The following is a 25,710-nucleotide window of genomic DNA, read 5'->3' as shown; positions in this document are numbered from 1 at the left end:
AATGAAGGAAATATTCAACAGAAGAAGTATACGTAAGTTTAAGGATCAGGCTGTTGAGCCTGAGAAGATAGAATTAATGTTAAAGGCAGCTATGCAGGCACCTTCTGCAGCGAATCAGCAGCCCTGGGAATTTATCGTTGTACAGGAGAAGGAGAATCTGTTAAAACTGTCTCAGGCATCACCTTATGCCAGACCCGTTGAAGGCTCAGGTGTAACTTTCCTTGTAATGGCAAATGCTGATATCTTAAGAGTTCCAACCGCCTGGGAAGAGGATTTAGGAGCAGCAACTCAGAATTTACTGCTGGAGGCAGTTCATTTAGGACTGGGAGGCGTATGGCTTGGTGTTGCTACTGCTGACAGTGTGGTAGAAAGTGTACGTAAACTCTATAATCTTCCTGAGAATATCAAACCCTATGCATTAATTGCAGTTGGCTATCCCGACGGACAGCAAAATGAATTTGTAGATCGATATAACAAAGACAGAGTACATTATGAAAAGTGGAGCTGATTCTATTTAAAAGCGAATTTTTATAGGGAACATATAGCGTAAGACCATGTAGTGTGCTTGAACAGAAAGGAATTTATATTATGAATGAAATGATTAAAACCATACAGAACCATAGATCCATTCGCAGTTTTCTTGACAAAGACATAGAGGATGATTTACTGGATGATATAATTCAATCAGCTCAGGCTATGCCCAATTCCATAAATGGACAGCAGACCTCTGTCATTGTTATAAGAAAGAAAGAAACCAAAGCAAGAATCGCTGAACTAACAGGCGGACAGAAGTGGATTGATGATGCACCGGTTTTTCTTGTATTTGTAATGGACTTTTATAAGACCAGGCTGGCAGCAGAGAAAAACGGATTAAAGCAGGTAATACAGGAAAGTGTGGAAGGCACTATGGTTGGAACTTTTGATGCGGGACTCAATATGGGCGGAGCTATTATTTCAGCTGAATCCCTTGGACTTGGCATTGTACCCATCGGAGGTGTGCGCAAAAACCCCGAGGATATCATAGAGCTCCTCGGTCTTCCCGAATATACCTTTCCGGTAGCAGGCTTAGCAATTGGATATCCTTTGGATCCTTCCCATAAAAAACCAAGGCTTCCTCAGAAGGCCTTCAGACATGATGAGAAGTACAATGTGGAAGGCTTAAAAGAAGCAATTGATCAATATGACAGTGAGATGAAGAGTTATCTTTCTGAAATCGGAAGACAACAGGAAGGTAACTGGAGCCAGTATACCTCTAATATTTATCAGAATGTTTATTATCCCAAGGTATACCCGGTACTGAAGCAGCAAGGATTTCAGAATGATAAATAGATTGGAAGGTATATTTAACAAGAGCAAAAAGCTTGACTAATAATAACAGGTTCCTAAAGCGGCATATCTTCACGGATAATGCTGCCTTTGGAATCTTTTTTTGAGAGTAGCTTTTCCATACTCTAAGGTAAATGTTTTAGGAATATTGCAGCAGAAATTTATGATAGAGGAGAAACGTAAGCTGAATACAATGGAAACAGAAAACCAGAACATATTGCAATTAGAATGCTAATGTTATATCATTGAGTTAGTTTAAGCTAACTAATATGGAGTTTATTCTGAAGGCTGTCTGAAAGTAATATATTATTATCAACAGCAGCCCAATGCACAAATTCCAAAAAATATGAGAGGCAGGACGGCTATGCTGAAAATACAATATAAAAATGAAGAAGCTATGCCAAAACAGGTTCATTGCCTATGGGAAGGCGGAGAGGAAGTTTATGAAGTGTCTTCAGAGATACGCCTGCCCGCTGCTCTAGCCTGGGGAGCGATTACCATAACACCTGCGGGCAGGGATATAAATCTGTGTGATACTGAAATGTCTTTTAAAAAGGCTTGCAGTATTCAAGAGGCACATATACCCGCTTCCAGGATACAATTGGGATTTTGCCTAAAAGATAATCTGACCTGGTCGTATCCCTCAGTCAGCAGAAAGGAATTTACCGTATCAGAAGGTGAATGGTTTCTTCAAAAAGGAATGATTGATTCCAGTATCAGCAATTTTGCCAAAGGACAGCATTGCAGAGGAATAAATATATCCTTTAAAGAGCAGGTAGTTCTGCAGCTGTTAACTTCTCTAAACGGCGAAATCAAGGTTAAGGATGAGATTCTGAAGAAAGGGATTATACCCTCAGGGGTATATTTGATAATTCAGCAGATTCTGAATTGTCCTGTCAGGGATAATTTACGGACACTGTATCTGGAAGGAAAAATACTGGAGCTACTTGCTGTATTCTTAAATGAAGCTGTATATGAAACCGATAAGCTCGCTGTCAGAGCAAATATTTCTGCGGAGGATTACCGATGCCTTGTAAAAGCAAAAGAAAAAATAGACAGATCGTTTAAGGAAAGTCTTACGATTTCCGGTCTTGCAAAAGAGGCCTGTATTAATGAGTATAAGCTGAAAACCGGATTTAAGCAGTGCTTTGGGTATACAGTATATGGATATATTGTTCACAAGCGAATGGAACTGGCTTATCAACTGGTGCAGTCAGGCGATTATAGGGTAAAGGACACGGCCTGGCGGTGCGGTTATGTTAATGTAAGTCATTTTATAGAGAATTTTCGGAAATATTATGGGATTACACCCGGAGAGCTAAGAAATGGATAACCTCTTAGAAAACATAACTTCCGATTGGGTCATTGAAAATACCTTTCCGGTTACAAAGCAAGAGGCATCTCTGGTAAACTATTGTAAGGATCATGTTGTAAAGCACATACGGAATGAAAAGAGACCTGAAAGCTTTGTCCTTAATAATAAATACCAGGAGGTTTGTATAGATGAAATTTACATTAGGCCATGTATTAATAAAAACCAATGATTTTAGAGAGGCTGTGAAGGATTTTGAAAAGCTGGGATTTACAGTGACCTTTGGCAGCTGTGAAGAGAAGGCGACCAATGCCCTTATTTATTTTTCAGACGAGTCTTTTCTTGAACTCTACGATGCCAATATGGGGAAGCTTAAACCACTGGTTCCCTTTATTTTAAATATAGCTGGTCTTTTTGACAAAGCAAGAGCAGACCGTTATCGGAACTATACATCTTCTGGGGAGGGGGTTAACGAATATGCCCTTGACAGTAATCCGAAATCAGACTTTCATAACAATGTACAGGAACTAAGAAACCGTGGTTATGAAATTTCAAAGAACTATTCCTTGAAACGCATTGACCTTGCAGGGAATGAGCTTCATTGGGAAATGGCACTTTCAAAGGACTGGCACCTGCCCTTTTTTATGAGTGCCTATGAACCGGAACTGCCGAAAGACAGAAGGCAATTAACACATGAAAACGGTGCAGTGGGTATAAAAAGACTTGCAATAGCAGTAGATAATCTCAGCCATTATGAAGAAAAATACAATCAGATATTTGGACAAGGTGTAAAGCTTGGAAAAGGAATCTTCTATCACCTGGGGAAGCAGGAAATCTATATATACCCTGGCAGCAGTTATGAGATTCAGGAAATCTGGCTGTTGGGAAATAAAGATTGCAGGTTGGAGCCTTATCTCACCCATGGCGCTAAGATCTTCATGACGAAAGAATAATACGATACTGCTTAAATTTCTTGCTGCTGCAAAGATAAATCGTGTAAATTGAACTTTGCAGCAGCTCACTAAATAAGAAAAATTAGTATTGACAATAGTTTGGTACGTGGTGAGTATCTCCAGAAAGCAGCTGCAGTTGTAAAAGGTGTTCAAGGTTTTATCCTTTGATAAATAAGCTTTGGTTAATTACTTTAACTTATATCAATAGAAAGATGGACGGATTACCTTAGCTCCTTGTTAAGCATCTGGATATAGCTTTCAAGCAAGAGTACAATATCTTTCTTGTCTTTGTTAAGAGGAGAAATCTTCTGCCATAGATACTTGTAATATTCTACAAAGGCTTTAACCATGACAGGGTCATCAAGTGAGAGAATTGTATCAACTGCCCTGCTCTTTCCATACACATAGAAAAATATCTCTTTGCGTTCCTTTATGGATAAGGCTATATTTTTCTCTAAGCCAACCATATTCTGATAAATAACTGCTATTTGATAGTTATCATATTGATTTATAATCGATATGGCATATTCCAGATAGTCAATAATATCCCGTTTACTTGCATGTATTATTTTTATACCGGTATAGGTGTAGAGAAATATAATATTATTTTTACATAAATTTTCAAAAGCTGAGGTGAAATATATCTCGGTACATATATGATGACTCAGGTTTTTTAGGAAACCTTTGAATTGCTTCTCATAGTAATAGTATGAAAGTTTTTTTTCCTCTAGTGATAAATCTGTCTGTTCTAAGAATTTCTGATATAACCGGATTGGTATCAGCAGTTTGCTGAAGCTGTTGTTATAGCAATAATGGTTTCCCAGCTGTTCATTTGAATCTGTTAATTTGAAGAAGAAAGCATCTTTCGTTTCCTGATTATAATACTTGACAATATTATTGGAATTGTTATTGATTAATAATTTTATATAGTTGGTCAGTACGTCAACTGCTGATTTACTTTTTAGATAGAAAGCACAATTGATGCCGGTGTAGGCATCAGTGGGGAAACATGACAAGGCACCTATGCCGGATATAACATATAATTCTTTACCGGTCATAAAACTATCGTTATTTGTCAGGCTATAAAGATTGACTTTCCCTGTTTTAAGTAAGGGGAATATAAAACTGATTAATCTGACTGCACGCTCCACATTGCTGTCCAATGTAAGTAAAAAAGTAACCTGCCAGTTATTCTTTATAACCTCTAACAAAATCTCTTTTAGATAGCTTAATCGGTTATCAGAGAAAAAGGAGTTATCAAGAACATTATGATAGGTCAGATAAATGACATTATTCTCTTTACGGCAGTAGGTTCTGGCTGATTCTATCAGGGAAATACCAGCAGTAAATACATTGGTTATACCATAGATTAATTTATCGCTGCTGGACAAATCAATGGAGTTTAAAAAAGAGGCATCGCTTTTACTTTCTGAAGCACTTTTCTTTTCTGTCCGACAGGCAAGGGAATAATTTAAGGATGCCTGCAGCATGATATGTAATTTTTCTTTTATCGTAATCTCGGTAATTTTCTCATTGACCTTCAGACTATAAAATAACTCGTCTACCATCTTAAGCTGTAAGGAATCCATTATATTTCTCGAAAGAAATTCTGTAATGCTGTTGATATACTGGCTTGAAGGAAATCTTCTCTCATGTACCCAATGGCTGACAAGTGAATTATCCACATTTATAGCTTTTGCTAACTGGCTCATTGGAAGGTGAACGGTGGCGAGTAAGAATTTAAGGCACTTACCAAAAGTCATTTCATTATACAATAGCAGGGTACTCCTTTAGAGGGTGTCATTATTACAGGATTCCGAATACTGTCATGTCAATGACAATGACAGTTTATTAATAACAGTTTTAATCATTGCATAATTCGGCTATAATCCACAATATGTAATACATTATAACAAATAACGACATTTATGAAAAGAAAAAAGACAGGTGGAGGGACGTAGTATATGAAAAAGCCTAGCAGTAAAAATGTAAGTGTGAAGACAAAATTAATACTCTATTTTACTATCTTAATATTACTCTCATGTTGTGCATTAGGTTTTATCAGTAATAAAGTTGCTAGTGATATTATTTTAAAGGAAGCGGAGAATAACATGATGGAACTTGCTGAAGATGCCGCAAAGTTGCAGAACAGCAGGCTTGAGACACAAATAGGGACGCTTAAGACCCTTTCCTTCTTCGATGAACTAAGGTCCATGGACTGGGTTAAGCAGCAGCCGGTGCTTCAAAGTGTACTGAAAGAAACAGATTTTACGGAGCTTGGTATCATTCAGCTTGATGGGAGCATTTCTTATGCTAACAGCGCGGATACGAAAATAGTACTTCAGGAAGGTGATCCTTTAAGGAAGGCGTTAGCAGGGGAAGAGGCGATTAATTTTACGATTAGCCCGGTAACGGGTGAACTTGTGCTGGTGCAGGCAGTACCAATCGAAAATAATGGTCAGGTTACAGGCGCCTTATTAGGACGACTGGATGGAAGTACTCTGAGTAAACTGGCCGAGGATACAGGTTACGGTACTACCGGCTATGGATATATCATTGACGGAACAGGAACAATTATTGGACATAAAGACCTGGAGCTGGTAACGAATCGTTATAATGCCATCGAAGAAGAAAAGACAGATAAAAGTGCGGCAGCCCTGGCAGCGACCTTAAAGTCAGCGATCTCGAAAGAAAAAGGCAATGGTTATTACAGTTTCAATGGAGGATATCAGTATGTTGGATTTGCTGAAATTCCCGGAACAGAATGGACCTTCATACTGGCAGCGGGAAAAAGTGAAATATTACAACCTATAAAAACCCTTCAGATTTATATTATCCTGATTGTTATCCTGGTGCTGGTAATCAGTGCAGTGATTGCTTTTATTATAGGTACTTCGATAGCGAAACCAATCATAGGTACAAGCAACTATGCAAGAAAGATTGCTGCCTTGGACCTGTCAGAGAATATAAACGAGAAGTTTAGAAGCAGAAAGGATGAAATCGGTGATCTGGCAGATTCTTTGCTTGGTATTACCAATGGTTTCAGGGTAATCATAAGAGAAATTACGGCTTCATCAGAACAGGTATCGCTTGCCTCAAATGTACTGACCGAAACGTCTCAGCAGACAGCAATTGCTGCGGAAGAAGTATCAAAAACCGTAGAAGAAATTGCACAAGGTGCCTCAGAACAGGCGAAGCATACGGAAACAGGATCACATAAGGCAATACAGCTTGGTGAAACCATAGAAAAGGTTCAAAGTTTAATTCTGGACGTACATACTTCTACCGGAAAAGCAACAGAAGTAGTTAAGACGGGCTTAAAGGAAATGGATACCCTTAGCAGGATAACCGAAGAAAATACTGCTGCTGTAGAAGCTATCTATGAAGTCATAATGAAATCCAATGATAGTTCCAGACAAATCAGTGAAGCAAGCAATGTTATCGAGTCCATTGCAGCACAGACCAACCTGTTGTCCTTAAATGCTGCTATTGAAGCGGCCAGAGCAGGAGAAGCCGGAAAAGGATTTGCAGTGGTAGCAGAGGAAATCAGAAAGTTAGCGGAACAATCTTCTGTCTCTACCAAAGTTATAAATGAAATTATAGAAGATTTACAAAAGAATACGGAGAATGCGGTTCAGACGATTGTAAGGGTCTCTGCAATAACCGAAGAACAGTCAGGCAGTGTGAAAAACAGCAGGAATCAATATAAAAGTATTGCAGAATCCATGGAAACCTCTACAGATGCAGTGACTAGCTTAAGTACTGCCGGTGATGAAATGAATAATATGAGACAGACAATACTGGAAGTCTTAGAGAATCTTTCTGCTATTGCTCAGGAGAATGCAGCTGCATCAGAAGAAGCATCTGCCTCAACCGAAGAACAGACTGCATCTGTTGAGGAAATCGCAGGTGCAAGTGATAACCTAACGGAGCTGGCTATAAAACTACATTCTTTAATTGCTAAATTTAAATTATAAAATTATATTTTTACATGGACGTTAAAGAGTGAAAGTAAATAATTAATTGAATGAATAATCAATTGAAAAGAAAAATTAGTCAATTGATAGAAAATAATAAAATGAAAGAAGACTAAGTGAAGATTTGATTGCTCATTTTATATGTCGTTAACATTTTCGAATTTGGCAGGAAGAATAGAACTCTTCTCTGCCTAATTTCGAAATAACCATAGAATAGATATGTAAATACACTTTTCCTATAAGCTATAGTTAGTTCCCGGTTATATCCCTGTCCAGTTCCGGCAGATTGACAAGACCAATCGTACGGTAATCGTTTAGATTTTTTGCCAGATTTTTCTTACCGGAGGGCTTGGGAAGCGGTGTATCAAGGGGTGCATCCGTAATATAATCGCTGATACCAGGAACTACTGCTTTCTTTATTTCCTGTGCTACAAATTTCGCAATTAACTTACCGCCAATATCATTGGTGTGAGTATAATCTCTCGAAGTACCATTACCCCAGAAATAATCCCAGGCATCTTCGGGGCCGGCAGCTTCCATATATTCAGTAGTCCGGGACCATAAATCGATAAAAGGAACCTGCATTTTTTCTGCTACTTTTTTGACAGTATCTCGATAGGCGCCCAGGAGATTGATTAACTTGCCGTTTTCATCAAATAAGATGCGATTTATTGGTGAGCAAAGAATTGGGGTTGCACCAAGTCTTCTGGCCTCTGTAACATAGTAGATCAGATTCTCTCTGTAACCTCCGTTAGCAGAAAGCTCCGGTTTTTTCTGATCATTATGACCAAATTCCACTATCAGGAAATCGCCTGGTCTTATTCTTTTCTTAACGACCTGCCAGTTGGACTGCTTAAAATCTTCTGTAGTAAGCCCTGATTGTGCATGATTGGAAAGCCCAAAGCCCTTTTTTAGATATAGTGGAAACATCTGTCCCCAGCCGCAATAGGTGGCAGAAGGTACATAAGGGTATTCTGCTCTCTGATCGGCAACGGTAGAATCACCAGCGATATATAAGGTGGGGGCATCACAGGAACTATAGGAACAGCTGTAATTCACTTCACCCATTACACCAACCGTAAGCATTTCTACTTGTACATATTCTTTTCCAAATGGATGAGTATCACAAACATTTACAGTAAAATCATGTTCCTTGATCTCCCCGGCTTTTACCGTGTCTTCCTGATACCATCTGCGATTATCAAATAGTATGACATAATCCGTATCTTTGTCGGCAGTAACTGTAACTTTTAAGTTATAGGTACCGTTTGCAGGTACCTTTAATAAGGTCTCAACAGGTGCATTCATATTATTAGTCTCCTTGTCAGAAATATAATAAATATATTATAAAAGATGTTATAGAATATAAACACTATATTTATTGACCAAAAAATAGAAAAAACATCTCTTTCTATCATTCTTTCCACCCATTGAATATCACTGGCCGGCCTGCGCTACTGCCACAAATAAAGAATGAAAGAATCTGCACATGGTATCTATCAATTTAGTATATTCTTTTACTCTTACCTATAACCAATATCTGTTCAATTCATTTCCGGACAATAAGATATCAGATACGGTAAAAAAACAGGTGCTGTAATATTTCAGATTTCTGGAAACCTGATATATTACAGCACCTTAGCAGTTTCATATTTATTCAGCAGTTCTATACAAAGCTGTTATCGTTCTTCTAATAAGAACCTTAAAAAATTACTTATCGTTTGTAAGACCCAGCTTATCAAATACATAGAACAATAGTGACATTACCATGGCAACCACACAGGCAAGAACCATTCCTGTTAGGGTTACTTCACCGATTTTTAAGGCAACACCGGAAAGACCGGTTACAAATACTACGGAAGTAAGTGTAAGATTACGGCTGCGGCTGAAATCCACTTGTGCATCTACCATAACACGGATACCGGAAGCACCGATGGTACCGTACAGCAGGAAGGAAATACCGCCGATAACAGCACCTGGGATGGTCTGAATCAATGCGGCAATAGGTCCGATAAAGGCAGAAACAATGGACAGAACGGCAGCACCGCCAATAACCTGTACGGAATATACCTTTGTCATAGCCATAACACCGATGTTTTCACCATATGTCGTAGTAGGAACAGAACCTACGAAACCGGACAGCATGGTTGAAATACCATCAGCAAAGAAGGAACGGTGCAGACCGGGATCTTTTACTAAGTCTCTGTCAACAATCTTGCTGGTCACGATCTGATGTCCAATATGCTCGGAAGCCAGTACCAGAATAACGGGCAGGATCATAAGGATAGCCTGAATGTTGAATTTAGGTGCCTGGAAGTTAGGAATATGGATGAAGCTTGATTGAAGAGCATGAATTAACTGGTCTCCAGTAACCACTTTTGTAATAAGTGCAGTTATATAGCCGGCAATGATAGCTATTAATATAGGTATAACAGCGAAAAATTTACGGAATAATACATTACCAAGAACAGCTACGATTAGGGTTACAAGAAAAACAGTGACATTTTTGGGATCAATCGGAGCAGTCTCTGTAGCGATAACACCTCCGGTTTTGGCAGCAGTCTGAGCTAACTCAAGTCCAATAAGTGCAACAACCGGGCCCATAGCGGCGGGGGGGAGTACTACATCAATCCATTTGATACCAAACTTGTAGAAAATAAAAGAAATAATACATGCAGCAAGACCAACTGCGATAAAACCACCAAGTGCATAGGAATAACCCCATTGGGAAATTACCAGACCAGCGGGCCCAAGAAAAGCAAAGCTGGAACCGAGATATGCGGGAGCTTTGCCTTTGGTAATAAGAATAAATAGCAGTGTACCGATACCGTTCATAAGCAGTACAACTGATGGATTGATCTGGAAGAGCATTGGCACTAATACGGTTGCACCGAACATAGCGAACATGTGCTGAAGGGAAAGGGGGATTAATAGATCCACGCCTACCTTATCTTCCACTTGAATAATTTTTTTCGTTTCCAAGAAAGTTTCCTCCTCATAAAAATTCATCCTGACAAGTATAGCACGGTCTTCGTCAGAATTCCACAAAGAATTTTATAAATTTCAAAAATTTTTTGATTAAAATTACATAAATTTACATGTATTACAATTAGTGTAAAAACCTTATGAAAAATTTCTTGCAATGGCTGCCATAATATGTTAATGTGTTCAGGGAACAGTCTTAAAAACCTTTGTGACGGTGATGTTCACAAAATAGCAAAGAAAAGGAGGTCAGGCAGATGATTATAGCAATGTTAATGACAGTTCAACAGAATAAAAAATGCATGACCGGCCTGTGTGAGAGATTTCTATAATTTTGAACATATAAACTATTTAAGTCGCAGGTCGTGCAGATACTGCGGCTTTTTAATATCATTCGGGCATAAGTATGAACTTCTGTGTGCTAGAGCTAAAGCACACAGCTGTGAGACAGATATGAGATTAACCATAAGGTTAATCTGCCGGAAGAAGACGCAGTGAACAGATACTGCGTCTTTTTTGTTGGCCGGAAATCATCTTTAGAAAGGAACCTTTCAGTTACATGAAATTATCAATTAAAAAATATGGAACCTTACTGGCGAAATACCTGAAGAACAGCAGTCTGCATTTGGTTTTGCTGGCGCTGGTATTAGCAGTAAGTATAATATTGCAGCTAGTTAATCCGATGATTATCAGTTTTTTTATTGACGGTATTGAAAAGAATAAATCCATGGAGCTGCTCATAAAAGCTGCAATCCTCTTTATATTGGCAGCTTTTATGCAGCAATTATTAGCAATTGCTTCCACTTACCTCAGTCAGAATATCGGTTGGAGAACCACAAATACTTTAAGACGGGACCTGGTAAAACACTGCCTGACCCTGGATATGAATTATTTTAAAGAGCATCCCTCCGGTGAGCTGGTAGAACGGATTGATGGAGATGTAAATGCCTTATTTAACTTTTTCTCCTTGTTAAAGGTGCTCTTAGGTCTTCTGCCTGCTCAGAGAGGAAGTATCTCCTGGAACGGGAAGGAACTAAAAACTCCTGGAGATTTTCTTATCCATCCCCATTGTTCCTATACCCCGCAGATACCAAGGCTTGTAAGTGACAGTGTGAGGAACAACATCCTATTCGGATTAAGAGAAGAAGAAACTGATATCAAGGAAGCTCTGCACCGTGCTGTATTTGAGGAGGATATTCTGCAGCTGGAACAGGGGCTTGAGACCATTATCGGACCAAGAGGGGTTAAACTATCCGGCGGACAAATTCAGAGAGTGGCCGTTGCCAGAATGTTTGCAAGAAGATCAAGCCTAAGGGTATTTGATGATATATCCAGTGCCCTGGACGTAGAGACAGAAAGCAAACTCTGGCAGCGATTATTTGCAGAGCGTTCTGCCACCTGTCTTGTGGTATCCAACCGCAGGCTGGCTTTAAAACAGGCAGACCAGATAGTCGTTATGAAAGACGGCAGGATTGATGGAATCGGAACCCTGGAGGAACTATTGCAGAATAATGAAGAAATGAAGGCAATCTGGGGTTAATGTAATAGAGAGCAGAATTTGTCATACAAAATAATGGTCTCGATTTTCTTTCCCATTACTTTCTTTTAATTGGTTTGTGATATAATGGTCGAAAGGATTAATCCAATTAATAGAAGGGGGTTATATGATTGATACGAATGAAATTAGGCAATTAACCAAGGAATTCAAAGATTGTCAGAAATCCCTAAGTGCAATAGGCGATGAGACAAGACAACATATTATCATAACCCTATTAGAGTGTGATTGCAAAGGAGTCAGAGTTGGTGAGATTACAAAGAAAACTAATTTGTCAAGACCGGCTGTCTCTCATCATCTGCAGATTTTAAAAGAGGCTGGGATTATCGGAATGAGGCGTGAAGGAACTAAGAATTATTATTTCCTTGATTCGAGGAAGACTGAGCTTAACAAGCTGATGAAAATACTTCAGCATGTAAACGAAATTATTGAAAAAGCACCTGCCAGTAAAGGCAGCCAGTAAAGGAGTAAGATATGAAATTAGAATTTCCTGTTGAAAAAACAGTAAAATTGCGTTCCAGTATTAGAACCTATGAAGATAAACCTCTTGATAGCAAGTTAAAGCAACAGATTAAGGAATATATAGCTGCTTTATCAAATCCTTTTTCCGTGGAGGTCACACTCCAGCTTCTGGAAACAGCATCTTCAAATGAAAAATTGGGCACATATGGTGTAATAAAAGGTGCCAGGGATTACATTGGAGCAACAGTATCAGAAGCTGATTTGAATCTGGAGGCTGTAGGCTATTCCTTTGAAAAGCTGATTTTGTATTTGGCGAACCTGGGAATCGGAACCTGCTGGCTTGGGGGAACCTTTAACCGGAATCAATTCTCCAATGCCCTGGAGGTGAAGGCTAATGAATTGTTTCCTGCAATCTCGCCAATAGGTTATCCCTTGGAGAAAAAGAGACTTACAGATACACTTATAAGAAAAATAGCAAAATCGGATCAGCGTAAGAACTGGAACGAACTCTTTTTCCTGAAGGATTTTTCAGTTCCATTAACACAGGAGGAAGCAAAAGAATTTGCTTTTCCTTTAGAAATGGTACGTCTGGGTCCGTCAGCCAGTAATAAACAGCCCTGGAGAATTATAAAAGCGAACAATGGCTTTCATTTTTATGAAGCAAAAGCTCCGGGGTATAGTGACAAGCTGTCCCTTGATATCCAAAGAGTGGATATCGGTATCGCTGCCTGCCATTTTCATGTGGCTGCACTGGAAAAGGAGCTCCACGGAAAATTTGAAAAAATCTCAGATACAGGAGTCAAACCACCGGCTGATAACCATTATATTTTCTCATATATAATGTCATAATGACAGTGCTCCTCTCTCCTGCCCGGATATAGCTGCTGAATAACTGTTGTTATTCATAACTTAAAGTTAGCTTAGATATAACTGGATAATAGCAAATTCCGAACAGGTCCGGCAGGAAAGTTCCTTATATCTGTGATATCGGATAATACAGTTCACATTCACAATATTGTTTATTGCACTTGGAATAGTCTACATACTCAAAATGAAACAATTCCTCAAGCTCGAATTCCATTGTAGGTATCCAGGTGCTATAAATGTAATCCCAGATCGCCTTTAAGGTTCTGGAGGAAAGCTCTTCAGGCCTGTGAGGACCCATGTATTTAAAGACCCCGTATTTGTGGGTCTTTATTTTCTTTGTTATCATATCAGGAGGCAGTATACTGTTCTGATCCACCATCAGGGAAGGCTGGTAATAGGAGAAAGAAGCCTCTTTACCTGGGATGGCGGTATAGCCAATATAGATATCTTTGTTTACAGGATTTGCTATCTGCAGCCTGTGATTATAAAAGAAATCAACCCCATATTGGGTTGCCAGCTGCTTCTTATCGTTCTCTTCCCTATCTATCGTAAATTCATATCCGGCTATCTTAAAAGCTGGAAATACGGTAATGGAAAGAAAGGACATAAGTCCTTCTCCGGCTTTGCTCATAAAGTCTGCATTGAAACGATCCATAATAGAGAGGGCAAAAGGCTGTCTTCGCCACTTGGTGGGAGTGGTTCCAAACTCTTCCTTAAAAAGTCTGCTGTAGGTATGTGCGCAGCCAAAGGAATATTTTGATGAAATAAATTCTATGCTGTTATATTCACTTATCAAATCCTTGATAGAGCATGCAATCCTTCGTCTGCGTACATACTCCATAAGACCTGTGCCGGTAGCACCTTTCCAGATACGCAGCAGGTGAAATTTTGAGATGTTGACGTTCTCTGAGATATTATCCAGATTCAATTCCTCCAGAAGATTCTCTTCAATATATTCTGTGGTGTTTTTAATAATCGATAAAAGATAATTATCCATAGACCCCCTTAACCCAGCAATTTTTGTCCGTTATTTTCCTTCTGGACTCAGTATAATTATACCACATGGAAAAACAAGAACAAGTGTTTTGCTGGAAAAGTTTTAAAGTAGTTTTCTTTAGCAAAAGAGGGAGGGCAGATGTCAAATAGTAATCAAAGTAATAAGGTGCAGGACAAGTATAACGCCGCAGTAGACAGCTTTGTGAAGAAGGTAAAGAGTGATCCCAATGTAATTGCTGTTATTGTTTGCGGAAGTCTGGCCTATGATTTAGTTTGGGAAAAGAGTGATATCGATACTACTGTGATTGTCAGGGATCAGATTCTTAAGACGACTTCTTATTGTATAACGGAAGATGATATTTTAATCAATATCAATCTGACTACCCGCAGTGATTTTAAAAGAGGTTTTGAGCAAATGAAAGGAGGAAGTTTTCTTCAGTCTTATTATTCCAGGGGCAGGATGGTATATACCTCAGATGACAGTCTTGAAAGTTATTATGAAGAGATGAAACAGCTGGACAAAAGTGATATCAATTATTTTATCTTCTTAGTTGCCTGTGAACTGGTGGCAACCAGTGAGAAATGTCAGAAGTGGATTAAGGTGAAGAAGAATCCTCTCTATGCGCAGTATTATATACTAAAAGCCGCAGAACTTATTGCCAGAATTGAAGTTTGTAAGAATGGTGAAGCGCCAAGCAGAGAAGCGATATTACAGGCAATTTCCCTTTCTCCGGAGCTGCTTACTCCCTTTTATCAGGAGGCCATGTCAGGCCATTACAGTGAGGAGGAGGTCGTGCGGTGCATTAACCTGATAGACAGTTTTCTGGAAGCGAATCTGGAGGCAATCGCTGAACCGGTAATAGATTATATGAAGGATGGAGAAATCAAGACACTTACCATGATAACAAATCATTTTCATACAACAGGGCATTTCATTGTATCTATCTTCGAATATCTCACAGAGAAAGGGGTCCTGGAGAAGGTATCACAGACCATAAGAATAACTCCGAAAAGCAAACCCGCAGTAGAGGAATTGGGATTTCTATATATACCCTGATGTTTATCAGAATGAGAAAGGAGACATTTTATGTCAGTACGTACCACCATTGAAATAGCCGGAGCCAGACAGAATAATCTTAAAAATATCTCAGTAGAGATTCCAAGGGATAAGTTAACGGTCATTACCGGAGTATCCGGGTCAGGTAAGTCCTCTCTTGCTTTTGATGTAGTGTATGGGGAGGGCCAGAGGCGGTTTCTGGATTCCATCTCAACTTTTGCCAAAAGCCGTATCAGTCAGCTTAAGAAAGCAAAGGTTGATTATGTAAGAGGCCTGTCACCGGTTATTGCCATTGAGCAGAAGAAATCCAACAACAACCCCAGATCAACAGTTGGAACGGTAACGGATATCAGTGATTATCTCAGGCTATTGTATGCAACAGCCGGCGCAGGCAAATGCCCGGTATGCTCTAAACCGCTGAAGCAGCTGTCCGCAGCGCAGATAGCAGAGCATATAACAACCTTGCCCTCGGGGACGGTTGTGGAACTGAGAGCTCCCATAAATAAGATTTTTGGAGAAGATTACAGTTATACCATCGATGAGCTGCGGGAAAAGGGGTATAAGAATCTGCTGGTAGACGGGGAACCCTTCTCCCTGGCAGATAAAAAGGAGCTGGACGAGAGAAAGGAATATCAGCTGGAGCTGGTAATCGACCGTTTTACCTTAAAAGGGGATAATTACATCCAGATTGCTAAGTCCATTGAAGCGGCTATGCTTTCCCTGGAAGAAGATATCATGATAAAGGTTGAGGTCATCGGCGGAGTAGCGGATTCCTTTTATGAGAACTTTGCCTGTACGGAGCACCATTTCTTCTTATGTGATATGCAGCCCTTCCACTTTTCCTTCAATACACCTGCCAGTGCCTGCAGAACCTGTATGGGAGTAGGGCTTTCCTATGTTGTGGAACCGCGATTTCTGGTAGTCTCTCCGGAGAAGAGCATCAGCAAAGGAGCATTAAAGAATACAGTCTATAATACTTCGGGAAAAGATAGCTACCGATCCGTGGTTATGTACAGCCTGTCACAGCAATACGGCTTCAGTCTGGATACTCCCTTTCATGAGCTGCCGAAAGAAATCTGTGACATTCTCTTTTATGGTACAAAAGGTGAACTTGTAAAGATGCAGCAGCCTCCTTTTTCCACCAAGAAGAATTGGATAACTGGTAGAGAACGGCCGTTCTGGGGATTTGTACATGAATTGGAAAGCTGGTATAAGCATTACATCCGTAAAACTTCTACAACTGAAGCCTTTGAACCAAACTTTATCAAAGAGTGTATGATAGAAAAGGTATGCCCGGAATGCCATGGCGCAAGGTTAAAGAAACAGCGCCTGTTAATTACCGTAGGCGGAAAGAACATTGATGAACTGTGCAGGTTACAGCTGCCGGAGCTGATGGAATTCTTAAACTCTATTACCTTTGATAGAGAAATCCAGGATGTGGCAGCTACGATTATAAGAGAAATCACCAACAGACTAAATCTATTGATTGATATCGGTCTTCATTATATCAGCCTTAACCGCAGAAGTGACAGCATATCCGGTGGTGAAATGCAGAGAATTAAGATGTCCACCCAGATCAGCAGTGAGCTGATGGGAATGCTGTATGTTATGGACGAGCCCAGCATCGGACTTCATTCCAGGGACTCCTTTAAGGTAATTGAGACCATGAAAAAACTCAGAGATATCGGTAATACGGTTATTGTAGTGGAACATGATCTTGATACAATCAAAAGTGCGGATCATATTATCGAAATCGGCCCCGGACCTGGTATTCACGGTGGAAATGTCGTAGCACAGGGTACAATGAAGGATATCATGAAAGAAAAACTGTCTGTAACCGGAAAGTATTTATCTGGTGAAGCTAAGATAGAAGTACCTATGAGACGGCGAAGCCTTGGAGACGATTATATCTCCATACAGGGAGCCAGGGAAAACAATCTGAAAAATGTAGATCTTGACATTCCTTTGGGAGTATTTGTATGTATAACGGGAGTTTCCGGTTCAGGAAAGAGCTCCCTGATTAATCAGATTCTCTATAAGCAATTAAAAATAGATATGACAGGGGCAAGAATAACTGCCGGAGAGCATGATTTTCTCTTTGGTGCCAGCCTTATTAATAATATTATCAATATCGATCAGACACCTATCGGGAGAAATTCCAAATCCAATCCGGCTACCTATATCGGTATCTACGATAAAATCAGAGAACTTTTTGCTTCTTTACCAGAAGCCCTTAAGAAAGGCTATCGGGCAATTGATTTCAGCCTGACCCATGCAGGAGGAACCCGCTGTGAGCACTGCTCCGGCGATGGTGTAATTGTAACAAACCTACAGTTTATGGCGGATATTGAGACAGTCTGCCCAATCTGTAAAGGTCTCAGGTTCTCAGAAGAAGGGCTGGAGATAAAGTACCATGGGAAAAACATTGCGGATGTACTTGATATGACTGTGGAGGAGGCCTGCGAGTTCTTTTCAGACAACAATTACCTGAGGCATAAGCTGGGGATCATGAATGAACTGGGGCTTGGTTATATGTGTCTGGGGCAGAGTTCTACCACGCTCTCCGGCGGAGAAGCCCAGAGGGTGAAGCTGGCTTATGAACTGGCAAAGATTAAGAAAGGTGCTCACAATCTCTATATTCTGGATGAGCCAACCACCGGTCTTCACTTGTCCGATATCCAGAAGCTCTTATTAAGCTTAAACAAGCTGGTAGACAAAGGGCATTCAGTTATTGTTATTGAACATCATATGGATGTAATCAAATCAGCAGACTATATTATTGATATGGGGCCGGAAGGCGGCAGCCAGGGCGGTTATGTAGTGGCTGAGGGGACACCGGAGCAAGTCTGCAAGGTGAAGCAATCCTATACAGGTATGTATTTAAAAGACGTAATAGGCATTGTATAGACGTAAATTGATTTGAGGTTCTAACCTCTTGTTTGTTCTGTTTCTTTTCCTTGCAGGAAAGAAGGCTCATTGTTTTACCTTATACTCCTTCCCCTCATATGGGGAAGGGAGCTGCCTTTCCTATGGCAGCAAAGGTTTTTCCTTAGAAATTTTCTGGAAACTGATTAATTATACCCTCTATCATCATATCCGCCATATCCAGTGCTTGACTTTCTATATCATCAAATTCTGTAATGCTGTCTGAGAAATTATTGGAAATCATATCAATGGCTTCGTCTTTTGTCATTGCAAGATGATCATACAGCATTCTCTGCCATTCCTGAGCTGACCAAAAGGGATTGATGCTGCCAAGAAAAGCTGCAATTTCGTCGGCATTCTCATACCAGAGTTTTTCTGCATCGGAGGCAGCTGTACTGTTGTTTTCGATAGCTGCTTTGATAAGGTCGGCTGCAATTGTAAGATGAGTTGTAAACAACTCTTCAAATTCTCCTGCAATATCTTCTCCATAAAAAGGGATTAAGGCGGCTTCAAAATCTTTGGGGTTGCGAAGAAGACGTTCGGTAACGAGTTCTGTATCCGGAAGATGAAAGACCATGCTTTGAATGACCAGACGAGTCCAATAAACATGCTGCTCCCAAAGCATCCGCAAGTGATTGCTCAAGACTTCCTCTGTAATGTCCTCCTCAGAAATTTCCTGTGCCGGTATCCGGTAGATATCAAAGCTTTGAGGAACCAGAATGATATCACCGATGTATAAACTGTTCACATCTAATCCGGGATTTACAGTGGTAATTGCTTGTATGCTGGTATGATGACGCTGAGAAATCATCCATAAGGAATCACCGGACTGGATTTCATATGGATGTGAACCTATAGGTAAAGTATGCATATTAGTACATTCTTTCATTTTTTCCTTTTTTTATAGTATGATAGGAGCAGTAAAATGTACCTTGTCATTGAGAAGACTTAAGATAACCCTGGATATATATTGTGCAAGACTAAATCCTCTAACACGAATTTAATAGGTGAATCACGAATTTACCTTTTCATTACCTTTTCTATTTAAGGTTTAAGGTCTATTTAAGGTCTATTTAAATAGAATGTACCTGTAAACCCTTGACCTAGAGTTAACTGTACGGTTTATAATAACAATTACTTTCTGGTATTCATAAATTTTTAGATTTAGACCATTCTATTTGAAGGAGGAAATATAAAATGAGAACAATTCAGTTAGGCAAATCCAATTTACAGGTACCTGTAGTAGCAGTAGGGTGTATGCGCATTAACGGCCTTGAAAAAGAAGACGCAGAGAAGTTCATCCGTACAGCCATGGAGAACGGGGCCAATTTTTTTGACCATGCAGATATTTACGGAGGCGGTGCTTGTGAGGAGATATTCTCTGATGCCATCCACATGAATTCTGAACTGCGTGAGAAGATGATATTACAGTCCAAATGCGGAATCGTACCGGGACGTATGTTTGATTTCTCAAAAGAACATATTCTTAAGTCAGTGGACGGCATCCTGAAACGTCTGAAAACAGAATATCTGGATATTCTGCTGCTGCATCGTCCCGATGCCCTTGTAGAACCGGAAGAGGTAGCAGAAGCCTTTGATACGCTGGAGAAAAGCGGGAAGGTACGAAATTTTGGTGTATCAAATCAGAATCCCAATCAGATTCAGCTGCTTCAGAATTCTTTAAAGCAGCCGATTATAGCAAATCAGCTGCAGCTGAGTATAACCAATGCCACTATGATAACCCAGGGACTTCAGGTTAATATGCTGGAGGAGGGATCTGTTAACCGTGACGGAAGTGTGCTGGATTTTTGCAGATTAAACTCCATTACCATACAGCCCTGGTCACCTTTTCAGTACGGTTTTTTTGAAGGGGTATTCCTGGGAAATGATAAATTTCCAAAGCTCAATGAAAGGATAGATGAAATTGCCGATAAATATGGTGTCAGCAATACAACAATCGCTATGGCTTGGCTTCTGCGTCATCCCGCTAAAATGCAGCCGGTAACCGGAACCATGAATCTCGGACGTTTGCTGGAATGCCTGAAGGCAGCAGAAATAACTCTGACCCGTGAGGAATGGTATCAGATATATCTGGCAGCAGGTAACATACTGCCCTAAGCAGCAGTAGCTATCAATCTGTCAGCCAATAGGATACTTATGATAGTATGAACGAAACCGATGAAAAGCTCTATGACGGCTAATATCACTGTGGAAACAGAATTAAATCTGTTTCTTCCAAGGAGATACACAACCTGTTTTCATAGAGCTTTGTTCTTTTAAAATTATTGTTGACTTTGACATTATGGTATACTCTATACTTAAGTTGAGCTCAGGAAAACACATATATGTGTGGTATTGTCTGTCAGGAGAGAGAAATATCCAACAGATGATATCAATAGAAAGGATTTCATGTTAAAAATAGGAGATTTTTCAAAACTTTCAAGAATCAGTATCCGCATGCTTCGCCATTATGATCTTATCGGGCTGCTTGTACCTGAGAGCATCGATGATTTTACAGGATATCGGTATTACAGTGAGAATCAGCTTCCCCTGGCAAGCAGAATTGCTGCACTGAAAGAAATGGGGTTCAGCCTGAATATGATTGACAGAATTCTTAAAGTATACGATGACACGGCGTCCTTAAAAGAATTTCTCCTGCTTCAGCAAGCCGAGCTGAAGGAGCAGGCAGAGAAGACCGGTATGCAGTTGCGCATTCTTGAAACAACTCTTAATCGAATCGGAAAGGATGATAATATGATGCAGTATAGTGTATCCGTTAAAGAAATGCCAGAGAGAAATGTAGCGAGTCTTAGAAAAATAATACCGGCGTATAATAAGGAGGGCCTCCTTTGGGAACAGTTAATGAAAGAAGTAACCCCCTTAAGTATTCAGTATGCCAATCCTTGTAATGGCCTAGCAGTTTTTCACGATAAGGAATACAAGGAACAGGACCCGGATGTGGAGATTCAGATATCTGTACTTGGCAGCTATCAGAACACTGCAAATGTCATTTTCAAGACTGTGCCGTCTGTTACAATAGCATCTGCTACCTACAAAGGCGGATATGAGCAATTGACTACTGTAAACCATGCAGTTGCAGACTGGGTAAGAGATAATGGCTATGATTTCAGTGAAGACATGTTTACCATCTATCATGTAGGACCCGGACAGACGAAAAACCCGGAGGAGTTTGTAACAGAAGTGTGCTTTCCAATAAGTAAAAAGTAAAGGCTTCCTATCGGTAAAAGCTGTCAATGATATGATAAATGGCTGCTGTAAAAGGAAGGAAAAGCCGGAGGAGCTCCATGTCTCTTTTTTAAACAATGCATGAGTGTAATGTTTTCAGCTTCATGCTGGTGAAAGCCATGAAGCTTCTTCCGGTATTGTTGATTTGTCTAGCTTGGGTCAGCTTAAGTTTATTGCAATCCCTACTCTTTAGTTGCCTTGTGTAAGACTGATATATTTCTTAAATTTCCGTTGAAATATTCGACATTCTGGTAACCGACCAGACTGCAGATTTCTGGAATCTTTCTGTCTGTATGAATCAGCATCTCTGTGGTTTTATCCATCCTTTCCTTTCAATATAAAGGTTTAAATTGGTTCCGATCCGGCAATAGAGCAGCCTGCCTAAATAACCTGAATTGTAACCGAATAAATCAGCAATTTTCTCAAGTTTCAAATCTTCATTAGGATGAATGTCTATGTAGTTCAGTACCTTTTCAATATTAAAAATTATATATTCTTTATATATTAATGAAACTCTTTGTTATAGATAAAATTTTTGTGATTCACAATAATGAATTAATTTGATATACTGGAAAAAATTTAAGGAATAACTAACATTATTTTGGGGGCAAGGGGACGGAAATTAGCACAAAATAGAAAAAATTAATATGTTCATTTCAAGGTATAAGAAGGCTTGATTTCTCTGAAGCTTTTATGCTGGGCATATCCTTAAACAGATATCTCGTTACGCTCAGACAAGCTGTTTGAGGAGACAGCGCAAAAGCTTCAGAGAAGAGGACTTCCAATATTTTCGTAAGCCTTCATTCTTTCTGTTTTGTGCTAGGGTGTGTCTGAAAACTCATTGCACCATTCTGAATGCCCCACTTTGCGGTATTCTGCGTTGCAATTTTGGGAACGTAGCACCACTACGCACCCAAAATCACGCCTTGTCTCCCACAAAGTGGAACATCCAGCCCGGCACAAGCAGTTTTCAGACACACCCTAATTTTCTGCTTGCTTTTAAATCTTTTTATTGATGTATATAAAGTAAACTAAGGTTAAAAAATAAAATACTACTGTGGTTATGAAATAATAAAACCAACTTCGCTTGCTCTATCAGAGGGAGGATTTTTTTAAATGGTATTGCGGATTATTTATGAATAAACAAAACTAAAAATTATCAAATATCCAATCAAAGATTGGATATTTGGAAAAGGGGTTCTTATGGGGAAAATTAATTTAAGTGGAAGCTGGGGGTTCTGTCTGGATGGCGACAAGGCAGGTATCAGAAAAGAGTATTATAAGGAGAATTTTGGGGATAGCATTATACTTCCGGCAACGGTTTCTACTGCAAAGAAAGGAAAGGCCACAGAGGATATACCGGCAGAGCTTATCAAGACCGGTTCACTCACCGATCCTTATCTTTTTGAGGGTTATACCTGGTATTCCAAAACCATAGAGATTGGTGAGTTTCGAGACCGGGAGTTCTTTTTGGTGCTGGAACGAACCAGAATATCTCATGTATGGATTGGGGAGGAATATGTAGGCTGCAATAACAGTCTTTGTACCTCACACAGATATCGTATTACTCCTTATGTTAAAAAGCAGTTAAAGCTTACGATTATGGTTGATAATACCTCTTATCCGGTGAACGGAGGGCATATGACTTCCGCGGATACACAGACCAATTGGAATGGTATAACCGGTGAGCTATACATAGAAGAATTGAACAGTATTTATCTAAGCAATGTCAATATTTATCCTGATGTAGCAAAGAGGAGTATTCAGGTTAAGGTTTCGCTGAATGGAGCAGAAAGCACTCGAATAAGGGCAGAAGTTTCTTGTAAAGGGGAAAGTGTGGGTGTGAAAGCTTATGTAATTGCAGGCGGTGAGAATTGGTTTTCATTAGAGTTAGAAGGTGAAGCCTATACCTGGAGTGAGCATACACCTGAATTATATCAGCTAAAGCTTTCTTTGTTATGTGAGAAGCAGGATACTGCGGTGCAACAGGAAGCAGATTACTGTTATACTTTTGGGTTACGGGAATTTAAAGCAGCAGGTCCTTATTTTGAAATTAACGGTCAGCAAACCTACTTAAGAGGAAAACATGACGGCCTTATTTTCCCGCTGACCGGACATCCGCCGATGGAGGTGGAGGGGTGGCTGAAGGTACTTGGTATTGCGAAGGAATATGGCATAAATCATTATCGTTTCCATACCTGTTGTCCGCCAAAGGCATGTTTTGTTGCAGCAGATCAGCTAGGGGTTTATCTGGAACCGGAACTACCCTTTTGGGGTACTGTAACAGAAGAAGGAGACGCCGGCCATGATAGAGCTGCCCAGCAATATCTGATCGAAGAGGGTTTTCGCATTCTGGATGAATTCGGTAATCATCCGTCCTTTGTGATGATGTCTTTGGGGAATGAATTATGGGGCAGCAAGAATGTTTTAAATAGTATTCTCAAGAATTATAAGAACTATGATGGAAGACACTTATACACCCAGGGGTCAAATAATTTTCAGTTTATGCCAGTTATACTTGAGCAGGAGGATTTCTATTGTGGTGTGCGTTTCTCAAGAGAGAGGCTGTTTCGTGGTTCCTATGCTATGTGTGATGCACCACAAGGTCATATACAGACAGCTGTTCCTGATAGTGTGTATCATTATGACAGAATGATACGTCCTGAAAAGATGTTGGCGGAGAAAGGGGAAGACAGAGAGGTTACTATTCAATATGGCACAGGTGTAAAGACTGTAAAAATGGAAGAAGCAGAAGAAATTATACCGGAAGTACCAGTGATTTCTCATGAAATCGGGCAATATGCAATGTACCCGGACTTTTCAGAAATCGGTAAATATACGGGAGTTTTAAAGGCTGAGAATCTCAAGATATTTAGAGAACGGCTTAAGAGAAAGGGGATGCTTCACCTGGCGGATGAATTTTTCAAAGCTTCTGGGCGATTTGCGGCGGCTTGTTACAAGGCAGAGATTGAGACTGCATTAAGAAGCAGGGAGCTGGCAGGTTTTCAGTTACTGGATCTTCAGGACTTTTCCGGTCAGGGTACGGCTTTGGTAGGTATTCTGAATGCTTTTCTGGAAAACAAAGGTATAATTGAGGCTGAAGAATGGAGAGAGTTCTGTTCTGACGCAGTTATACTGGCAGAACTTCCGGGATTTGTATATACTGCGGGAAAAGAACTAACAGCAGGAATCAAACTGGCACTTTACCGGCAGTGTGCCATTTTGTCTCCAACAGTTGTGTTAAGCCTCTCAGAGGGTACAGAAGTTCTGCTTTCAAAGGAAATACGACTAGAGGGTAACTATACAAACGGTGTGCATCAGCTGTGTGATATCACGATAACTTTACCGGAATTGGAGGGACCGAAAAAACTGACGCTAAAGGTTTCTCTAAGGGAGAACAAATTAGCGAATACTTGGGAAGACTCTGAAATAAAAAATAGTTATGAACTGTGGGTTTATCCAGACAAGAATTTAGGTGCCGTAAATAAGGATCTTATTGTTACAAAGAGTCCAGAGGAAGCTTTGGATAACCTTAATAAGGGAAAACGCGTCCTCCTGTATCCGGATTCCTTGAATGAGAAGAATTCAATTGAAGGAACCTATTGTACTGATTTCTGGTGTTATCCCATGTTCCGGTCCATTTCTGAAAGTATGGGAAAAGCGGTACCAGTAGGAACCCATGGCTTGTATATTAAGAAAAATCACAGAATCTTTAAACATTTCCCCACAGAAGCTTACACAACCCCCCAATGGTATCAGCTGATTGAGGACTCCAGAGCATGTATACTTGAGAATAGTCAGCTGGAACCCATGGTATGGACGATTGATAATTTTGAGAGAAATCATAAGCTCGGCAATTTATTTGAGGTAAGGGTGGGAGAAGGAAAACTGCTGGTATGCACCTTCAATCTGGAAAAGAAGAAAACGCATCCGAATGTAAAATGGTTTGAGTATTGTCTGATAGAGTATGCAAGCTCTGATGAGTTTGAGCCGGAGTTTGCGGTTGAGCCAGAAGAACTTAAAAGAATAGGGTTGTAGAGTTCAAGCTGTTC

20 protein-coding genes are annotated in these 25,710 nt (G+C 40.0%); 14 read left to right on the top strand and 6 right to left on the bottom strand.

Annotated features, from left to right (window positions below):
- Position 1: 1 nt before the first annotated feature.
- From R2R35_RS06380 to R2R35_RS06365, 4 genes are all read left to right on the top strand, one after another.
- Positions 2–508 (top strand): nitroreductase family protein, encoded by a 507-nt coding sequence (locus tag R2R35_RS06380; RefSeq protein WP_317733675.1) that lies wholly within the window; start codon positions 2–4, stop codon positions 506–508.
- Between the two features lie 80 nt (positions 509–588).
- On the top strand, positions 589–1,329 hold the full coding sequence (locus R2R35_RS06375; RefSeq protein ID WP_317733674.1) for an NADPH-dependent oxidoreductase: 741 nt from the start codon (positions 589–591) through the stop codon (positions 1,327–1,329).
- A gap of 361 nt (positions 1,330–1,690) precedes the next feature.
- The gene (locus R2R35_RS06370; RefSeq protein WP_317733673.1) at positions 1,691–2,659 is read left to right on the top strand and encodes a helix-turn-helix transcriptional regulator; all 969 of its coding nucleotides are present in this window, start codon (positions 1,691–1,693) and stop codon (positions 2,657–2,659) included.
- Positions 2,660–2,829: 170 nt separating this feature from the next.
- Positions 2,830–3,591 carry a VOC family protein gene (locus R2R35_RS06365; RefSeq protein WP_317733672.1) on the top strand — a complete coding sequence of 254 codons (762 nt, stop codon included), beginning with the start codon at positions 2,830–2,832 and terminating at the stop codon, positions 3,589–3,591.
- 221 nt (positions 3,592–3,812) lie between these two features.
- On the opposite strand, the gene R2R35_RS06360 is transcribed toward R2R35_RS06365, so the two are convergent.
- Positions 3,813–5,366, bottom strand: a complete 1,554-nt coding sequence (locus tag R2R35_RS06360) for a helix-turn-helix transcriptional regulator (RefSeq protein WP_317733671.1) — start codon at positions 5,364–5,366, stop codon at positions 3,813–3,815.
- Between the two features lie 189 nt (positions 5,367–5,555).
- Here R2R35_RS06360 and R2R35_RS06355 point away from each other — a divergent pair, with 189 nt between their 5' ends.
- On the top strand, positions 5,556–7,568 hold the full coding sequence (locus R2R35_RS06355) for a methyl-accepting chemotaxis protein (protein WP_317733670.1): 2,013 nt from the start codon (positions 5,556–5,558) through the stop codon (positions 7,566–7,568).
- Positions 7,569–7,817: 249 nt separating this feature from the next.
- Here the strand turns inward: R2R35_RS06355 and R2R35_RS06350 are convergent, their stop codons facing one another.
- Both R2R35_RS06350 and uraA read right to left on the bottom strand, forming a co-directional pair.
- A complete protein-coding gene (locus R2R35_RS06350; protein ID WP_317733669.1) occupies positions 7,818–8,876 on the bottom strand; it encodes a rhamnogalacturonan acetylesterase in 1,059 nt (352 codons plus the stop codon).
- 402 nt (positions 8,877–9,278) lie between these two features.
- Positions 9,279–10,550: a uracil permease gene (gene uraA / locus R2R35_RS06345; RefSeq protein WP_317733668.1), complete on the bottom strand. Its 1,272-nt coding sequence runs from the start codon at positions 10,548–10,550 to the stop codon at positions 9,279–9,281.
- Between the two features lie 559 nt (positions 10,551–11,109).
- Here uraA and R2R35_RS06340 point away from each other — a divergent pair.
- The 3 genes from R2R35_RS06340 to R2R35_RS06330 all read left to right on the top strand — a co-directional run bounded on the left by R2R35_RS06340 (position 11,110) and on the right by R2R35_RS06330 (position 13,416).
- Positions 11,110–12,090 (top strand): ABC transporter ATP-binding protein, encoded by a 981-nt coding sequence (locus R2R35_RS06340; RefSeq protein ID WP_317733667.1) that lies wholly within the window; start codon positions 11,110–11,112, stop codon positions 12,088–12,090.
- A gap of 124 nt (positions 12,091–12,214) precedes the next feature.
- Positions 12,215–12,568, top strand: coding sequence for an ArsR/SmtB family transcription factor (locus R2R35_RS06335; protein WP_317733666.1), 354 nt, complete (start codon positions 12,215–12,217; stop codon positions 12,566–12,568).
- An 11-nt stretch (positions 12,569–12,579) separates the two neighbouring features.
- Positions 12,580–13,416, top strand: a complete 837-nt coding sequence (locus R2R35_RS06330) for a nitroreductase family protein (RefSeq protein ID WP_317733665.1) — start codon at positions 12,580–12,582, stop codon at positions 13,414–13,416.
- Positions 13,417–13,540: 124 nt separating this feature from the next.
- Here R2R35_RS06330 and R2R35_RS06325 read toward each other — a convergent pair whose 3' ends face one another.
- Positions 13,541–14,431, bottom strand: a complete 891-nt coding sequence (locus R2R35_RS06325; RefSeq protein WP_317733664.1) for an effector binding domain-containing protein — start codon at positions 14,429–14,431, stop codon at positions 13,541–13,543.
- 138 nt (positions 14,432–14,569) lie between these two features.
- Here R2R35_RS06325 and R2R35_RS06320 point away from each other — a divergent pair, with 138 nt between their 5' ends.
- The gene (locus tag R2R35_RS06320; RefSeq protein WP_317733663.1) at positions 14,570–15,487 is read left to right on the top strand and encodes a nucleotidyltransferase; all 918 of its coding nucleotides are present in this window, start codon (positions 14,570–14,572) and stop codon (positions 15,485–15,487) included.
- Between the two features lie 30 nt (positions 15,488–15,517).
- Positions 15,518–18,394 (top strand): excinuclease ABC subunit UvrA, encoded by a 2,877-nt coding sequence (gene uvrA / locus R2R35_RS06315; RefSeq protein ID WP_317733662.1) that lies wholly within the window; start codon positions 15,518–15,520, stop codon positions 18,392–18,394.
- A gap of 142 nt (positions 18,395–18,536) precedes the next feature.
- Here uvrA and R2R35_RS06310 read toward each other — a convergent pair whose 3' ends face one another.
- Positions 18,537–19,301: a LysM peptidoglycan-binding domain-containing protein gene (locus tag R2R35_RS06310; RefSeq protein WP_317733661.1), complete on the bottom strand. Its 765-nt coding sequence runs from the start codon at positions 19,299–19,301 to the stop codon at positions 18,537–18,539.
- 308 nt (positions 19,302–19,609) lie between these two features.
- Between R2R35_RS06310 and R2R35_RS06305 the strand changes: the two genes are divergently transcribed.
- Both R2R35_RS06305 and R2R35_RS06300 read left to right on the top strand, forming a co-directional pair.
- Entirely contained in the window at positions 19,610–20,530 is a 921-nt protein-coding gene (locus R2R35_RS06305; protein WP_317733660.1) for an aldo/keto reductase, read from the top strand.
- Between the two features lie 291 nt (positions 20,531–20,821).
- Positions 20,822–21,640, top strand: a complete 819-nt coding sequence (locus R2R35_RS06300; RefSeq protein WP_317733659.1) for a MerR family transcriptional regulator — start codon at positions 20,822–20,824, stop codon at positions 21,638–21,640.
- Between the two features lie 200 nt (positions 21,641–21,840).
- On the opposite strand, the gene R2R35_RS06295 is transcribed toward R2R35_RS06300, so the two are convergent.
- A complete protein-coding gene (locus tag R2R35_RS06295; RefSeq protein WP_317733658.1) occupies positions 21,841–21,981 on the bottom strand; it encodes a hypothetical protein in 141 nt (46 codons plus the stop codon).
- 501 nt (positions 21,982–22,482) lie between these two features.
- Between R2R35_RS06295 and R2R35_RS24660 the strand changes: the two genes are divergently transcribed.
- Together R2R35_RS24660 and R2R35_RS06290 are read left to right on the top strand one after the other, a co-directional pair.
- A complete protein-coding gene (locus R2R35_RS24660; protein ID WP_442872285.1) occupies positions 22,483–22,674 on the top strand; it encodes a DUF6783 domain-containing protein in 192 nt (63 codons plus the stop codon).
- A 187-nt stretch (positions 22,675–22,861) separates the two neighbouring features.
- The gene (locus R2R35_RS06290) at positions 22,862–25,696 is read left to right on the top strand and encodes a beta-glucuronidase (protein ID WP_317733657.1); all 2,835 of its coding nucleotides are present in this window, start codon (positions 22,862–22,864) and stop codon (positions 25,694–25,696) included.
- The last annotated feature ends 14 nt before the right edge of the window (positions 25,697–25,710 follow it).

It is taken from the genome of Anaerocolumna sp. AGMB13020, assembly GCF_033100115.1.
Classification (GTDB): domain Bacteria; phylum Bacillota; class Clostridia; order Lachnospirales; family Lachnospiraceae; genus Anaerocolumna.
Note: the sequence above shows the minus strand (reverse complement) of the source record. Positions and strands in the feature narration are given on the sequence as shown.